Source organism: Mycolicibacterium arabiense (assembly GCF_010731815.2).
Taxonomy (GTDB): Bacteria; Actinomycetota; Actinomycetes; order Mycobacteriales; family Mycobacteriaceae; genus Mycobacterium; species Mycobacterium arabiense.
The window spans coordinates 3,557,943-3,573,619 of sequence record NZ_AP022593.1 but is presented as its reverse complement, the minus strand read 5'-3'; the positions used below and the strand labels follow the sequence as shown (position 1 = coordinate 3,573,619).

Annotated in this window: 16 protein-coding genes and 1 pseudogene; 8 read left to right on the top strand and 9 right to left on the bottom strand. The window is 66.8% G+C overall.

Going from position 1 to position 15,677, the window contains the following annotated elements; genetic code table 11:
- The first annotated feature begins 88 nt into the window (after positions 1-88).
- The 3 genes from trxB to G6N61_RS18710 all read left to right on the top strand — a co-directional run bounded on the left by trxB (position 89) and on the right by G6N61_RS18710 (position 2,728).
- On the top strand, positions 89-1,060 hold the full coding sequence (gene trxB / locus G6N61_RS18720) for a thioredoxin-disulfide reductase (RefSeq protein WP_163919868.1): 972 nt from the start codon (positions 89-91) through the stop codon (positions 1,058-1,060).
- Positions 1,061-1,072: 12 nt separating this feature from the next.
- On the top strand, positions 1,073-1,405 hold the full coding sequence (gene trxA, locus G6N61_RS18715) for a thioredoxin (RefSeq protein ID WP_163919867.1): 333 nt from the start codon (positions 1,073-1,075) through the stop codon (positions 1,403-1,405).
- A gap of 132 nt (positions 1,406-1,537) precedes the next feature.
- Positions 1,538-2,728: an N-acetylmuramoyl-L-alanine amidase gene (locus tag G6N61_RS18710; protein WP_163919866.1), complete on the top strand. Its 1,191-nt coding sequence runs from the start codon at positions 1,538-1,540 to the stop codon at positions 2,726-2,728.
- Positions 2,729-2,735: 7 nt separating this feature from the next.
- On the opposite strand, the gene G6N61_RS18705 is transcribed toward G6N61_RS18710, so the two are convergent.
- The 9 genes from G6N61_RS18705 to rpmH form a co-directional block, all read right to left on the bottom strand.
- A complete protein-coding gene (locus G6N61_RS18705) occupies positions 2,736-3,479 on the bottom strand; it encodes an acetyltransferase (RefSeq protein WP_163919865.1) in 744 nt (247 codons plus the stop codon).
- Positions 3,480-3,694: 215 nt separating this feature from the next.
- The gene (locus G6N61_RS18700) at positions 3,695-4,684 is read right to left on the bottom strand and encodes a ParB/RepB/Spo0J family partition protein (protein ID WP_163919864.1); all 990 of its coding nucleotides are present in this window, start codon (positions 4,682-4,684) and stop codon (positions 3,695-3,697) included.
- Between the two features lie 19 nt (positions 4,685-4,703).
- Entirely contained in the window at positions 4,704-5,684 is a 981-nt protein-coding gene (locus G6N61_RS18695; protein ID WP_235887177.1) for a ParA family protein, read from the bottom strand.
- On the bottom strand, positions 5,681-6,373 hold the full coding sequence (rsmG, locus tag G6N61_RS18690; RefSeq protein WP_163919863.1) for a 16S rRNA (guanine(527)-N(7))-methyltransferase RsmG: 693 nt from the start codon (positions 6,371-6,373) through the stop codon (positions 5,681-5,683). Before rsmG ends, G6N61_RS18695 begins: the two co-directional genes overlap by 4 nt.
- 78 nt (positions 6,374-6,451) lie before the next feature.
- Positions 6,452-6,976 carry a Jag family protein gene (locus tag G6N61_RS18685; RefSeq protein ID WP_163919862.1) on the bottom strand — a complete coding sequence of 175 codons (525 nt, stop codon included), beginning with the start codon at positions 6,974-6,976 and terminating at the stop codon, positions 6,452-6,454.
- Between the two features lie 59 nt (positions 6,977-7,035).
- Positions 7,036-8,211 carry a membrane protein insertase YidC gene (gene yidC, locus G6N61_RS18680; RefSeq protein WP_163919861.1) on the bottom strand — a complete coding sequence of 392 codons (1,176 nt, stop codon included), beginning with the start codon at positions 8,209-8,211 and terminating at the stop codon, positions 7,036-7,038.
- Positions 8,204-8,509 (bottom strand): membrane protein insertion efficiency factor YidD, encoded by a 306-nt coding sequence (yidD, locus tag G6N61_RS18675; protein ID WP_308214995.1) that lies wholly within the window; start codon positions 8,507-8,509, stop codon positions 8,204-8,206. Before yidD ends, yidC begins: the two co-directional genes overlap by 8 nt.
- Complete coding sequence (gene rnpA / locus G6N61_RS18670) at positions 8,506-8,847, bottom strand: ribonuclease P protein component (protein WP_163919860.1); 342 nt, start codon at positions 8,845-8,847, stop codon at positions 8,506-8,508. The genes yidD and rnpA overlap by 4 nt, the downstream gene beginning before the upstream one ends.
- A 21-nt stretch (positions 8,848-8,868) precedes the next feature.
- A complete protein-coding gene (rpmH, locus tag G6N61_RS18665; RefSeq protein WP_073695092.1) occupies positions 8,869-9,012 on the bottom strand; it encodes a 50S ribosomal protein L34 in 144 nt (47 codons plus the stop codon).
- Positions 9,013-9,556: 544 nt separating this feature from the next.
- Between rpmH and dnaA the strand changes: the two genes are divergently transcribed.
- The 5 genes and pseudogenes from dnaA (at position 9,557) to G6N61_RS18640 (ending at position 15,526) form a co-directional block, all read left to right on the top strand.
- Complete coding sequence (gene dnaA, locus G6N61_RS18660) at positions 9,557-11,047, top strand: chromosomal replication initiator protein DnaA (RefSeq protein WP_163919859.1); 1,491 nt, start codon at positions 9,557-9,559, stop codon at positions 11,045-11,047.
- A 584-nt stretch (positions 11,048-11,631) separates the two neighbouring features.
- Complete coding sequence (gene dnaN, locus G6N61_RS18655; RefSeq protein WP_179973484.1) at positions 11,632-12,825, top strand: DNA polymerase III subunit beta; 1,194 nt, start codon at positions 11,632-11,634, stop codon at positions 12,823-12,825.
- A 13-nt stretch (positions 12,826-12,838) separates the two neighbouring features.
- Positions 12,839-13,744 (top strand): annotated as a pseudogene (gnd, locus tag G6N61_RS18650) (phosphogluconate dehydrogenase (NAD(+)-dependent, decarboxylating)); the annotation flags it as partial.
- Positions 13,745-13,781: 37 nt separating this feature from the next.
- Complete coding sequence (recF, locus tag G6N61_RS18645) at positions 13,782-14,951, top strand: DNA replication/repair protein RecF (RefSeq protein ID WP_163919856.1); 1,170 nt, start codon at positions 13,782-13,784, stop codon at positions 14,949-14,951.
- On the top strand, positions 14,948-15,526 hold the full coding sequence (locus G6N61_RS18640) for a DUF721 family protein (protein ID WP_163919855.1): 579 nt from the start codon (positions 14,948-14,950) through the stop codon (positions 15,524-15,526). The genes recF and G6N61_RS18640 overlap by 4 nt, the downstream gene beginning before the upstream one ends.
- Positions 15,527-15,677: the final 151 nt, after the last annotated feature.

Sequence of the window (15,677 nt, the reverse complement as noted above, 5' to 3'; positions counted from 1 at the left end):
GCGGTGCCACGGGAACAGCGCACCCTACGCTGGTGTTATACGCGTGCCGGTCCGAGAAGGACTTACCGGCTGAAAGCAAAGGATGCACATGACCTCCACTACCCCGGTTCACGACCTGATCATCGTCGGCTCGGGACCGGCCGGCTACACCGCGGCGATCTACGCCGCGCGTGCTCAGCTCAAGCCGCTGGTCTTCGAGGGCGTGCAGTTCGGTGGCGCACTGATGACCACCACCGAGGTCGAGAACTTCCCCGGCTTCAAGCAGGGCATCACCGGCCCCGAACTGATGGCCGAGATGCGCGAGCAGGCCGAGCGCTTCGGTGCCGATCTGCGCATGGAAGACGTCGACGAGGTATCGCTCGAGGGACCCATCAAGACCGTCACGGTCGATGGCGAGACCTTCGCCGCCCGGTCGATCATCCTCGCCATGGGCGCTGCAGCCCGCTACCTGGGCGTGCCCGGTGAGCAGGAGCGCATCGGCACCGGCGTGAGCACGTGCGCCACCTGTGACGGCTTCTTCTTCCGCGACCAGGACATCGCCGTGATCGGTGGCGGTGACTCCGCGATGGAGGAGGCCACGTTCCTGACCCGCTTTGCGCGCAGCGTCACCCTCATCCACCGGCGCGAGGAGTTCCGCGCGTCGCGGATCATGCTGGACCGCGCCAAGGCCAACCCGAAGATCACGATGCTGATGAACACCGAGGTGACCCAGGTCGAGGGTGGGCCCAAGGTCACCGGCGTCCGCCTGCGCGACACGGTCACCGGCGAGGAGTCGAAGTTGGCCGTCACCGGGGTGTTCGTCGCGATCGGCCACGACCCGCGTTCGAATCTCGTGAGCGGGCAGGTCGAGGTCGACGACGATGGTTACGTCGCCGTCCAGGGCCGCACGACTTCGACGTCGATCGACGGCGTGTTCGCCGCCGGCGACCTGGTCGACCGCACCTACCGCCAGGCGATCACCGCTGCGGGCAGTGGCTGTGCGGCCGCGATCGACGCCGAACGGTGGCTCGCCGAGCACGAGGCCGGCCCCGACGATGAAGAAACGTTCGCACCCGTCTAACGAGGAGTTCCCATGAGTGAAAATTCGAACACGGTGAAGGTCACCGACGATTCGTTCTCGACCGACGTCCTGGGCAGCAGCACGCCCGTTCTGGTCGACTTCTGGGCCAGCTGGTGCGGACCGTGCAAGATGGTCGCTCCGGTACTCGAGGAGATCGCCTCGGAGAAGGCCGGTCAGCTGACCGTCGCGAAGATCGACGTCGACGCCAACCCGGCCACAGCCCGGGACTTCCAGGTCGTGTCGATCCCCACGATGATCCTGTTCAAGAACGGTGAAGCCGTGAAGCGGATCGTCGGCGCCAAGGGCAAGGCTGCCCTGCTGCGCGAACTCGCCGACGCGGAGTAGCGCCACTGCCGCGACGGCGCGGCCACCCTCGGCGTTTCCGGATTCTCACGCGGGTCTGCGACAATGCTGGCTAGCCTATTTGGCGACAGCCGCGGGGTGTTAGTCGTCGTCCGCGACCTGAAAGGCCTGGTTATGTCGAGTTTGCGCCGTGGTGATCGAGGGGGTGCGGTCACCGAGATCCGCGCTTCTCTCGCTGCACTCGGTCTCGTCGACAGTCCCGACGACGACTTCACGACCGGCAAGCACGTTGCGCTCGACGTGTTCGACGACGATCTCGACCAGGCCGTGCGCGCGTTCCAGCAGCACCGCGGCTTGTTGGTCGACGGGATCGTCGGCGAGGCCACCTACCGGGCCCTTCGGGAGGCGTCCTACCGGCTCGGTGCCCGTACCCTCGCCCATCAGTTCGGCGCCCCCATGTACGGCGACGACGTGGCGACGCTGCAGGCGCGGCTGCAGGACCTCGGCTTCTATCACAATCTGGTCGACGGCCACTTCGGGCTGCAGACGCACAACTCGCTGATGTCGTATCAACGGGAGTACGGCCTGTACCCCGACGGCATCTGCGGCCCCGAGACGCTGCGCTCGCTGTACTTCCTCGGTTCACGCGTGACCGGCGGTTCGCCGCACGCGATCCGCGAGGAGGAGCTGGTTCGGCGCTCCGGGCCGCGCCTGTCGGGCAAGCGGATCATCATCGATCCGGGCCGCGGCGGCGACGACCACGGTCTGATCATGACCGGACCCGACGGCCCGGTGAGCGAAGCCGACATCCTGTGGGACCTCGCGAGCCGGCTCGAGGGCCGGATGACCGCGATCGGCATGGAGACGTTCTTGTCGCGTCCCGTGGCGGGCAGTCCGCTGGACGCCGAGCGTGCCACCACCGCCAACACGGTCGGCGCGGACCTGATGATCAGCCTGCGCTGCGCGACGCTGCCCGGCCCGGCGGCCAACGGCGTCGCCTCGTTCTACTTCGGCAACGCGCACGGTTCGGTCTCGACGATCGGCCGAAATCTCGCCGACTTCATTCAGCGAGAAGTGGTGGCGCGCACGGGATTGCGCGATTGCCGCACGCACGGGCGCACCTGGGATCTGTTGCGGCTGACCAGGATGCCCACCGTGCAGGTCGACGTGGGTTACACCAGCAACCCGCACGACCGGGAGCTGCTGGTGTCGGCGAACACCCGCGACGCCATCGCCGAGGGCATCCTCGCGGCGGTGAAGCGGCTGTACCTGCTCGGCAAGAACGACCGTCCCACAGGGACTTTCACGTTCGCCGAGCTGCTCGCCCACGAACTCTCCGTGGAGCAGCAAGCCGCCAACGGCTGACCTGGGATCAGCGCGCTGCGCCCGCCCCCACGGGCTGCGCCAGCTGCGCGTTCTCCAGCAGTCGCTCCAGTGCCGCCTCGACGCCGGCCTTCCAGCCAAGTCCCTGCTCGAGTTCCAGACGCAGGCGCGGGAAGTAGCGATGCGGTGAGACGACGACGAACCCGACGTCGGTGAGGAAGTCTGCCTCGACGACGCATTGATCGGTCGAGCAGTCGCCGAGTGCGCGCACCACCGGCCGCAGTTCCGGATCGACCGCGCGCGGGTCGGCGAGCTCGGCGGCCTCCGGGGTCCGGCCGAACGCCTCGAGTGCGCGCACACCACGTCGAACCAAGTCCGCGACGACGGCGGCGACGAGTCCCCGCGTGAGGGTCTCGCCCTCGGTTCCGGCCTCGACACCGATCGAGGTGAGTAGGACGGCGTCGGCACTCACGGGTCCAGAGGGGAACAGACCCGCGCGCGGGACCGCACGCGGCGGCGCATAGAAGGCATATCCGAGGCACGGCGCTTCGTCGTCCGGCATGGGTGGACTCAACGGGTCCTCGCCCGACCGGACGGGCTGGGCCACCTGGCCGCACGAGCCCCATTCGAGCATGACCATGGACAGCCACGCTTCCTTCTCGAATTCCGGGTCGGCGAGATGGTGGTCGTCGGGAAGCGTCGCGGGGTCGACCTCCCAGAAGACACACCGCCTGGCATGCTTCGGCAGCTGTTCGAACCCCTGAAGCTGAAGCGGGGAGATCTGTGCGGACACTATGCTCCCCCGTTCTCCGACTTCGACCGATTCTGCCCCTCCAGGATAGTGAACCCCGGCGGCGTCGTCCGATCACGCACCTCGGCGATCACCTCAACCGCCCGCGGAGCCGAATACAGCTGTCGGACAACGGGTTTCCTCCTCGGAGCCGCGTCGAGCACCGACGCCGGGCCATCGTGTGTCACAGTGACGTAATTAGCCGGTGTGGTGGGTCATCACTTTGCAGCGTTCATGATCGACACTATTCGCTCCAAGTCGTCGACCGAGCCGAACTCGACCACGATCTTGCCCTTGCGTTTGCCAAGGCTGACCGTGACGCGGGTGTCGAACGCCGATGAGAGGTTCTCAGCAACTTCCTGCAGGCCCGGCATCTGGATCGGCTTGCGGCGCGGTGACGGACCGGTCACCGGGCCCTCCCGGTTGGCCAGTGTCACGGCTTCCTCGGTCGCACGAACCGACAGGCCCTCCGCGACGATGCGGGCAGCCAACTCCTCCTGCTTCTCCGGACCACCTTCGAGCGACAGCAGCGCGCGAGCATGCCCGGCGGACAGCACGCCGGCGGCCACCCGGCGCTGCACGGCGACGGGAAGTCGCAGCAGCCGTATCATGTTCGAGATCACGGGCCGCGACCGGCCGATGCGCGTAGCGAGTTCCTCGTGGGTGACACCGAACTCGTCAAGCAGCTGCTGGTAGGCCGCAGCTTCTTCCAACGGGTTCAGCTGGGCGCGGTGAATGTTCTCGAGCAGTGCGTCGCGCAGCATGCTGTCGTCGGCGGTCTGCCGGACGATGGCGGGCAGCGTCGCCAGCCCGGCCTCCTGGGCGGCACGCCACCGCCGCTCCCCCATGACGAGCTGGTAGCGCGCAGGCCCATCTTCAGTGTCGACGGGCCGTACGACGACGGGCTGCATGAGCCCGAACTCGCGGATGGAGTGGACCAGTTCCGCCAGCGCCTCGCCGTCGAACACCGTGCGCGGCTGACGTGGGTTGGGCTCGATCGACGCTGGGTCCAGCTCCCGGTACACCGCACCCACCTCTGACGTCACCACGGGCGGCTGCGGCGGACCACCGAACATGGCGTCGGCAGCGGCGTCTCCCATGCGCGGGCCCATGTCGCCGGCTCCGGCAGGACCGTCGGCGGGACCCGTGGGGATGAGGGAAGCCAGTCCGCGACCGAGACCGGTCCTCTTGCGCTGTGGCTGCGTCATCGCCATCCCTCCGTCGTGATCAATGTGTCGTCCTGCTGCCGCGCTCGGCGATCTCCCGACTTGCATCGAGATAGCTCATGGCACCGCGTGAACCCGGGTCGTAGTCGAGGATCGTCATGCCGTAGCCGGGCGCCTCGGACACCTTGACGCTGCGCGGAATGACGGTCCGCAACACCTTGTCGCCGAAGTGCGCCCGAACGTCTTCAGCGACCTGGTCTGCCAACCGGGTGCGTCCGTCGTACATCGTCAGGATGACCGTGCTGACGTTGAGCCCCTGGTTCAGGTGGGCCTTGACCATCTCGATGTTGCGGAGCAACTGGCCCACGCCCTCCAGTGCGTAGTACTCGCACTGGATCGGGATCAGGACCTCGGGCGCCGCGACCAACGCGTTGATGGTGAGCAGACCCAGCGAGGGCGGGCAGTCGATGAACACGTAGTCGAAGTCGTGCTCCTTGAGACTCACCAACGCGTTGCGCAGTCGAGTCTCGCGGGCCACCATGCTGACCAACTCGATCTCGGCGCCGGCGAGGTCGATCGTGGCGGGCACGCAGTACAGCCGCTCGTTGTGCGGACTGCGGTGCAGCGCTTCCTCGAGGGTGATCTCGCCAATGAGCACCTCGTACGACGACGGAGTGCCCGGCCGGTGTTCGACGCCTAGGGCCGTGCTCGCGTTGCCCTGCGGATCGAGGTCGATCACGAGCGTGTTCAATCCCTGCAGCGCCAGCGCCGCTGCGACGTTCACGGCAGTGGTGGTCTTGCCGACCCCGCCCTTCTGGTTCGCGATCGTGAAGACCCGCTGCCGTGGCGGCCGTGGCAGACCCTGGCCCTTGGCGCGATGCAGCACGCGCACCGCGCGCTCGGCCTCTTGACCGATGGGTGTGTCGATCGTGGGATCCTGCCAGTCGGGTGTCGCCAGACCCTGCGATGTTTCACGTGAAACCGGGGCGGGTGCCTCGTCGGTGGGCGGACCCAGCGTCGTCCGGCGGATGGGTGGTGTCATGAGCTGCTCCTGCTCGGTCGTGTCGGCCGTCGCGACCGCGACGTCCGCACCGCTCGTCGTCCGACGACCACGGTTGCGGGTGGAGTCAAGAAACTCACGCCACATTTCACCACCCTTACGTCCTCTACACCCAGCGACGCCATGGCGCGCCGGTGCTCGTCGACTTCGTCGGCTGCGCGCTCGCCCTTCATCGCCAGCATGCGTCCACCTTCTCGAAGGAGTGGCGCGCACCAGCGAGTGAGCTTGTCGAGCGAGGCGACCGCCCGTGACGTGACCGCGTCGATCTCCCCCACGGCGCGTCGTACGTCCTTGTCCTCAGCTCGGCCGCGCACCACCGTGATGTCGAGGCCGAGTTCATCGGCGATCTCGGTTAGGAACTCCGACCGGCGCAAGAGCGGTTCGACGAGGATCACCCGGGCTCCCGGACGCGCGAGCGCCAGCGGGATGCCGGGGAGTCCTGCGCCGCTACCGACGTCGACGACCGCCTCGCCATCGTCAACCAGTTCCGCGATGGCAGCGCTGTTCAATACGTGCCGAGTCCACAGCCGGTCGACCTCTCCAGGACCGATCAGACCGCGCTCGATGCCGGCGCCGGCGAGGATCCGGGCGTAGTGCTCGGCTGCCTCGATCGCTGGGCCGAAAACTGCCGCGGCCTCCGGGGGCGTCGGAGGTGCTTCGCCGTGTTTCACGTGAAACATCCCTCCGACGCTCGTCCCCGAGAACTACATCGATGTAACTCTGCGCGAGCCGCGCTCACGTCGAGACACTCAGCCAAGCAGCACGACGACGCGACGCGACGGCTCGGCGCCCTCGCTCTCGCTCCGGACGCCCTCGACGGCGGCCACGGCGTCGTGCACGATCTTGCGTTCGAACGGCGTCATCGGGTCGAGCGACTGACGCTCACCGCTCTCCAGCACGCGACGGGCGATGCGGTCGCCCAGGGCCGCCAGCTCGTCACGGCGACGGCGACGCCACTTCGCGATGTCAAGCATCAGGCGGCTGCGCTCCCCCGTCTTCTGGTGTACGGCGAGTCGGGTCAGCTCCTGCAGCGCGTCGAGCACCTCACCCTTGCGCCCGACGAGCTTGTTGAGGTCCGTGCCGCCGTCGATGCTGACGACTGCGCGGTCACCTTCGACGTCCAGATCGATGTCGCCATCGAAGTCGAGTAGATCGAGCAGTTCCTCGAGGTAGTCGCCGGCGATCTCGCCCTCGGCTACGAGGCGCTCCTCGAGATCCTCGGTCTTGGGCTCCGCCGCCTCGGCGGTGCGCTCGGTCGTATCCGCGTCTGTCATGTTTCGTCCTTCCTCGTTCACCGGTCGAAGCACGGGTGACTACCCGCGTGCGTTTCCGGTCAAGTTCGTCGCTTGCGCGGCCGGTTGGTGGTGTTCCGGCGCGGAGCATTCTTGGCAGCCCCGTTGGTGCTGCCCTTCGTGGGTGGCTTCTTCGCGGCGGCATTCTTCGCAGCCGGCTTCTTGGTTGGAGGCGCAGTGTCGACCGCCGCTTCACCGTCTTCGACGATGGCAGTTGACTCGACGTCCTCGACCGTGGCGTCGGTGGCTTCGGTTGCCTTGACCGGCTTGCGGCCCGCGACCGGCTTCGCACCCGGGGCCGGCTTGGCGCCCTTCTTGGGACGAGCACCCGGTGCGGGTGCGTTGGACGCCTGCCGCTCCTTGATCGCCAGCTTCTCGGCTTCCTCGCGCTTCTCGATCTTGCCGAACACGTAGTGCTGCTGCCCGTAGGTCCAGATGTTGTTCGACACCCAGTACAGGATCACGGCGAGCGGGAGGAACGGGCCGCCGACGACCACGCCGATCGGGAAGACGTACAGCGCGAGCTTGTTCATCATCGCCGTCTGCGGATTGGCCGCCGCTTCGGGACTCTGACGGGCGACCGAGGCACGGCTGTTGAAGTGGGTCGCGATACCCGCGATGATCATCAGAGGGATGCCGGTGAAGATCACTGCCATCCGGTCGAACTCGGTGAACGCACCGAGCCCCACGGTCTGGATCATCGACGCGCCGAGGGGGGCGCCGAAGAGGTTGGCGTCCAGGAAGTGTCCGACGTCGGTGGCGCTGAAGAGGTAGTTGCCGAGCGAGCGGTTCTCCTCGACGCTCAGCCCCAGCCGCCCGAAACCGGTCTGCGTCCGGTTGAACGACATCAGCACGTGATAGAGCCCGAGGAACACCGGCACCTGAGCCAGCATCGGCAGACAGCCCAGGATCGGGTTGAACCCGTGGTCCTTCTGGAGCTTCTGCATCTCGAGCGCCATGCGCTGGCGGTCCTTGCCGTACTTCTTCTGCAGCGCCTTGATCTGAGGCTGCAGCTCCTGCATCTGCCGCGTGGTCTCGATCTGCCGCACGAACGGCTTGTAGAGGATCGCGCGCAGCGTGAAGACGAGGAACATCACCGACAGGGCCCAGGCGAAGAAGTTCGACGGCCCCAGCAGGAAGGCGAACAGCTTGTACCAGAGCCACATGATCGCCGAGACCGGGTAATAGATGTAGTCCAGGCTCGCCCAGTTAAACAAGTGAATCGCTCCTGCTCGTCGCGGCATCGTCAGCTACGTGGGTGTGGATGTCATGCCGCGGTTCGGGTATCGGATCCCATCCTCCCCGATGCCACGGGCCGCACTTCGCGAGCCTCGCGATCGTCAGCCACGCTCCCCGCATCAGACCGTGGCCGCGCAGCGCGTCGACCGCGTACTGGCTGCAGGTTGGAGTGAACCGACAGGCGGGGGGACGGAACGGCGAGATCATGTTCCGGTACAGCTCGATGAGGTAGATCGCGCCGCCGGCGAGCCGGCTGGAAGCGCTGCGGCGGGTCACCGGCGAGCCCGTTCGAGTGCGGTGACCAGCTCACGCCGGAGTCGAGCCGAGTCTGCGTCGGCACTCTTGGGCAGAGCGCGGATGACGAGTCGATCGCCGGGAGCCAGGTCGTGCAGTACGTCACGGGCGACGTGGCGCAGCCGGCGGGAGACCCGATGCCGAATCACCGCGTTGCCGACGGCCTTGGATACGACCAAGCCGACCTTGGGTGCCTCGAGGTGATCGCCATCGGAACGCAGCGCATGCAGCACGAGATTGGGCTGAGCCGCGCGGGTTCCGCGCTTGACCGTCAGCCCGAAGTCCGTCGACCGTGTCATCCGGTGCTGAGCCGGAAGCACTGCGCTAGAACCTGCGTCTGATCACGCAGTGAGAGAGCGGCGGCCCTTGCCACGCCGTGCGGACACGATGGCCCGGCCTGCACGGGTCCGCATCCGCAGGCGGAAGCCATGCACGCGCGCACGCCGACGGTTGTTGGGCTGGAAAGTCCGCTTGCCCTTGGCCACGGCTGTCACTCCTCGTTACGTGTTGCGGCGCCGATCACTCAGGTGGTGTGATCGTGCGTACCGCTTGCTAGCCCCGGCGCCGATATCCCAGTTGCCCAGGTCGCAGCCGTGTCGCCGCGTTCGGGCGACTGTTCGAGGGTACTGACGAGATTTCCCTAGGTCAAACCACTGTCATTCAGTGGGAGCGACACACCGCCAGACACCATCAGTCACAGTTTTCACCCCCCCGCGTCACGACGGCGAAAACGGGACCGTGGAAGGTCTCGTCAATGTTGCAGAACGGTTGGCACCCGCCATGAAAACTGTTAGCTTCTGGCAGTGCCGTTTCGGAAGCGAGCGGCGTAAGACGACAGATCGAGGATGGACTACCCGCGAGCCCACAGCCGCCGAGCACGTGACGAGCCCCGGCGACGTTCATCCCCACGAACAGACATCAATACGACACCAACGTCCGCTGTCCACAGTCTGTGGATAAACATGTGGACAGTTTTGGCATCGTCATATTCGGCTTGGTCGACGACTGGCCACTAGGGGGTACGTCTCGTTGTCCACGGACCCCGATCCGCCCTTCATCGCGATCTGGAACGACGTGGTCGCCGAACTCAACGGCGACGCCCCCATCCGTGACACCAGCAACGGGTTCGCGGCACTGCCGGCCCTGACACCCCAGCAACGTGCGTGGCTCAAGCTGGTGAAACCACTGGTGATGACGGAGGGCTTTGCCCTTCTCTCGGTTCCGACCCCGTTCGTCCAGAACGAGATCGAACGACACCTGCGCGAGCACATCGTCACCATCTTGAGCCGACGTCTTGGACAGCGCGTCGAACTCGGCGTTCGCATCGCCGACCCGGGCCCCGCCGAGGACTCCGACGGCGACGACCGGGTGATGGCGCCCCTCCCCGACGCGGACGAGGTGGACGAGGACGGCGAGGCACGCGCGAGTGCCGAAGCGAGCTGGCCCACCTTCTTCACCAACCGGCCGCCAAGCCGCGACACCACACCCGACGTCAGCCTCAACCGGCGCTACACGTTCGACACCTTCGTCATCGGTGCGTCGAACCGCTTCGCCCACGCTGCGACGCTCGCCATCGCCGAGGCGCCGGCCCGGGCCTACAACCCCTTGTTCATCTGGGGTGAGTCCGGTCTCGGCAAGACCCACCTCCTGCACGCGGCGGGTAACTACGCTCAGCGCCTCTTCCCCGGCATGCGAGTGAAGTACGTCTCCACCGAGGAATTCACCAACGACTTCATCAACTCGCTGCGCGACGATCGCAAGGCGTCGTTCAAGCGGAGTTATCGCGACATCGACGTGCTGCTGGTCGACGACATCCAGTTCATCGAAGGCAAGGAAGGCATCCAGGAGGAGTTCTTCCATACCTTCAACACGCTGCACAACGCCAACAAGCAGATCGTCATCTCGTCCGACCGACCGCCCAAACAGCTGGCGACGCTCGAGGACCGGCTGCGGACCCGCTTCGAGTGGGGTCTGATCACCGACGTGCAGCCCCCCGAACTCGAGACGCGTATCGCGATTCTTCGCAAGAAGGCGCAGATGGACCGGCTGGACGTGCCCGACGACGTGCTGGAGCTGATCGCCAGCCGGATCGAGCGCAACATCCGCGAACTCGAGGGTGCGCTGATCCGGGTGACCGCCTTTGCGAGCCTGAACAAGACCACGATCGACAAGTCGCTTGCGGAGATCGTGCTGCGCGACCTCATCTCCGACTCGAGCACCATGCAGATCGGTACAGCGACGATCATGGCCGTCACCGCGGACTACTTCGAGATCTCGGTAGAGGAACTCAGAGGGCCCGGCAAGACCCGCGCCCTGGCTCAGTCACGTCAGATCGCCATGTACCTGTGTCGCGAGCTCACCGACCTGTCCCTGCCGAAGATCGGGCAGGCATTCGGCCGCGACCACACCACGGTCATGTACGCCGAGAAGAAGATTCGTAGCGAAATGGCCCAGCGGCGCGAAGTCTTCGATCACGTCACCGAACTCACCACGCGGATCCGTCAGCGCTCCAAGCGCTGACATTCTCACCCCCGCTCGCGCCCATGCGCGGACCGATCGACCCCGTTTCACTCTCCCTCGGGGCCTCGTGGTGCCCGATTCGTGCTCCGAGGCCAACGAATTTCCGAGAAACTTCGCCACCTCTCGCACCACCAGTCACACCCTGGGCTCGTGCACTCCCCTGTGCACAACCTCCGGACGAATCGACCCCAACCGACACCGCTCGTGAGCACACCGGCCGCCATCCACGAGTAGACGGCTCGACACCGAGATCGGTCCACGAGCGCTGCACGAGCCCGAACCACGTCCCACCTGCGCAGAGCACCCTTCATCCCCAACCTGCACAGGCCCTATTACTAATACTCGTATACCTACAAGGGATTCCTTCTAGAAGAGAAGGCCTGGGGACGCAGCGATCCGACCCGGCGTTGACCGGCTCGAACGCCCAGACGTCCCTGGCATCGATTAGCTTTCAAGAAGACGCGGGAGGCTCTACGGTTGGAGTCCGGCGACCGGTACGGTCGTCACACTGCGACGTCACGACGGAATGTCATTTCCGCTGCTGACGCTTGCCGCTTGGGTTTCATCGAAGGGACGCTATGGACGTGGCCACGACGACTGCTGGTCTCACGGATTTGAAGTTTCGCCTGGTGCGCGAAGACTTCGCCGATGCAGTGGCGTGGGTTGCGCGCATCCTGCCGACCCGGCCGACCGTCCCCGTGCTCTCCGGTGTGCTCCTCACCGGCTCCGACGACGGCCTGACGATCTCGGGGTACGACTACGAGGTGTCGGCGGAGATCCGCGTCGCCGCCGAGATCGCTTCTCCGGGAAGCGTTCTGGTGTCTGGGCGACTGCTCTCCGACATCACCAGGTCGCTGCCTGCCAAGCCGGTCGACGTGACCGTCGAGGGCACCCGAGTGGCTCTGAGCTGCGGAAGCGCGAGATTCTCGTTGCCGACGATGGCCGTGGAGGACTACCCGACGCTGCCCGCGCTCCCCGACGAGACGGGCATCGTGCCCTCGGACCTGTTCGGTCAGGCCATCAGCCAGGTGGCGGTCGCGGCCGGTCGCGATGACACCCTGCCGATGCTCACCGGCATCCGCGTCGAAATCTCCGGCGACAAGGTCGTTTTGGCGGCCACCGACCGCTTCCGGTTGGCCGTTCGCGAACTCACCTGGGCCAACGCCGCGGCTGACGTCGAGGCGGCGGTGCTGGTACCCGCCAAGACCCTGTCCGAGGCAGCGAAGGCCGGCTCCGACGGCACCGAGGTCCACCTGTCACTCGGATCCGGCGACTCGGTCGGCAAGGACGGCCTGCTGGGCATCCGCAGCAACGGCAAGCGCACCACCAGCCGCCTGCTGGACGCGGAGTTCCCCAAGTTCCGCCAGTTGCTGCCGTCGGAGCACACGGCCGTCGCGACCCTGAATGTCGCCGAACTCACCGAGGCCATCAAGCGCGTGGCACTCGTCGCCGACCGCGGCGCACAGGTCCGGATGGAGTTCGACTCCGACGTGCTGCACCTGTCCGCGGGCGCCGAGGACGTCGGCAAGGCCGAGGAGGACCTGCCGGTCGAGTTCTCCGGGGATCCCCTCACCATCGCGTTCAACCCGACCTATCTCACCGACGGCCTCGGCTCGTTGCATTCGGAGAAGGTGACGTTCGGGTTCACGACACCCAGTCGTCCCGCGGTGTTGCGTCCCACGGGTGATGATGGGGGGCACGCCGGATCGAGCGGCCCCTTCCCGGCCGGACAGACCGACTACGTGTACTTGTTGATGCCGGTGCGGCTTCCGGGCTGACCGGCCCGGAACAGCGGGAGATCGCATGCAACTGGGTTTGATCGGGCTCGGCAAAATGGGCTTCAACATGCGCGAGCGGCTGCGCGAAGGCGGACACGAGGTGGTCGGCTACGACCCTCGCCCCGAGGTCACCGACGTCCCGACCCTCGCCGCCCTTGCCGAGGCCCTCGAGTCGCCGCGGGTGGTCTGGGTGATGGTTCCCTCTGGTGAGGTGACTCATGCCACCATCGTCTCGCTGGCGGAGGTGCTGACCGAGGGCGATCTGGTGATCGATGGCGGCAACTCTCGTTACACCGACGACGCTCCGCACGCGAAGTTGTTGGCGGCCAACGGTGTCGGGTTCATCGATGCCGGCGTCTCGGGTGGCATCTGGGGGCTGACCGAGGGCTACGGCCTGATGGTCGGCGGCAGCGACGAGGACGTGGCCCGCGTCATGCCGATCTTCGATACGCTGCGGCCTCCGGGTGACGTCGCCGACGGGTTCGTGCACGCCGGCCCGGTCGGAGCCGGACACTTCACGAAGATGGTGCACAACGGCGTGGAGTACGCCTTGATGACCGCCTACGCCGAGGGCTACGAACTGCTGGCCGCGGAGGACCTGGTGAAGGACCCGCAGGCGGTGTATCAGGCGTGGACCAACGGCACCGTGGTGCGTTCGTGGTTGCAGCAGTTGCTGGCCAAGGCGCTCAAGGACGATCCGGGCCTCAACGACATCTCCGGCTATACCGAGGATTCCGGTGAGGGCCGCTGGACCGTCGAGGAGGCGATCCGGCTGCGCGTTCCGGTTCCCGGCATCGCCGCGTCGCTGTTCGCGCGGTTCCTGTCGCGCCAGGACGACTCCCCCACCATGAAGGCCGTTGCGGCACTTCGCAATCAGTTCGGTGGGCACGCGGTAAAGAGAATCTCGACGTCGGGCTGATGCGACCGCCCGAACTGATGCGACGCGGGGCTGGGGCTTGTACGTCCGTCACCTCGTCCTGAACGAGTTCCGCTCGTGGCCCAGGGTCGAACTGGACCTGACGCCCGGGCGGACGGTGTTCGTGGGTCCCAACGGTTTCGGTAAGACGAACATCGTTGAGGCCCTGTGGTATTCGGCGACCCTGGGCTCTCACCGTGTGGCGTCCGACGCGCCGCTGATCCGCACCGGGGCCGACCGCGCCGTCGTGTCGACGATCGTGGTCAACGAGGGCCGCGAGTTGGCGATCGACCTCGAGATCACCGCGGGCCGGGCCAACAAGGCGCGGCTGAACAGGTCGCCGGTACGGAGCCCGCGCGAGATCCTCGGGGTGCTGCGCGCGGTGTTGTTCGCGCCGGAGGATCTGGCGTTGGTCCGCGGAGATCCGAGCGAACGCAGGCGCTACCTCGACGAACTCGCCACGATCCGGCGGCCGCGAATCGCGGGAGTCCGCGCCGACTACGACAAGGTGGTGCGGCAACGCACGGCATTGCTCAAGACGGCGTCCGGCGCCCGATTCCGCGGTGACAGTTCGGCTTTGGAGACACTCGACGTTTGGGACGGTCACCTCGCCACGTTCGGGGCGCAGCTGATCGCGGCGCGGGTGGCGCTGGTGACCCACCTCGCGCCCGAGGTCGAGAAGGCCTACCAACTGTTGGCGCCGGCGTCGCGGCCGGCCGCCATTCACTACCGCAGCGGCACCGACGTCGTCGAGGCGGAGGCCGCCGTCGGAACCGTCGACACCGAGATCTACGAAGCCGCACTGCTCGCAGAACTGGCCCGCCGGCGCACGGCAGAACTGGAGCGGGGCGTGTGCCTGGTGGGGCCGCACCGCGACGACTTGGAGCTGCGCCTGGGCGACCACCCGGCGAAGGGGTTCGCCAGCCACGGCGAATCGTGGTCGATGGCGCTGTCCTTGCGGCTGGCGGCGTACGAACTACTCCGGGAAGATGGAAGTGATCCCGTCCTGCTGCTAGACGACGTGTTCGCCGAACTGGACGAGTCGCGCAGGCGGGCACTGGTGAACGTCGCGTCGACTGCCGAGCAGGTCTTGGTCACGGCCGCGGTACACGACGACATACCCGCCGACTGGGACGCGCGGCGGGTCGAGATCGGAATGCGTGACGACGAGGGGGGACGGATGTCGGAGCTGATCGGGGTAGACACGTGAATCCCGACGAGACAGCACCTGAGGAACCGACGAACCCGGGTCCGCCTGCGCACCTCGCGCACCTGGCCGGGATGGACCTTGTCCGGCGGGCTCTCGAGGAGGCGCGCGGCGCCGCGAAGAGCCAGGGCAAGGACATCGGTCGTGGTCGCACCTCCTCCCCCACGCGCCGGGTGGCGGGCCGGGGCAGCCGCCGAACCTGGTCCGGTCCCGGGCCAGACAGCAGGGATCCGCAGAAACTCGGCTTCGCGACGCTGGACCTGGCGCGTACCCGCGGGTGGACCACCCGCGTGGCAGAGGGGGCGGTGTTCGGGCAGTGGCCAACGGTCGTCGGCGAGCAGATCGCCGAACACGCGGCGCCGACCGCCCTGCAGGACGGCGTGCTGACCGTGACCGCAGAGTCGACGGCGTGGGCCACCCAGTTGCGCATGGTGCAGGCACAACTGCTGGCCAAGATCGCTGCGGGCGTCGGCGACGGCGTAGTGAAGTCACTCAAGATCGTCGGCCCGACCGCGCCGTCGTGGCGCAAGGGCAAGCTCCACATCTCTGGTCGCGGGCCGCGCGACACCTACGGTTAGGAAGTTCCCAGGGTCGGCGGCTCAGCGGCGCGACAATCTCAAAAGTCGGCCCCTCGGGCGTCGGGACGCAGTTCTGGTCGAGAAATTCCGCGCAGCGCGTGAATAGCTATCCAGAAACGCCGCCTCAGAGTCAGTCCTAACAGTGTCTGAC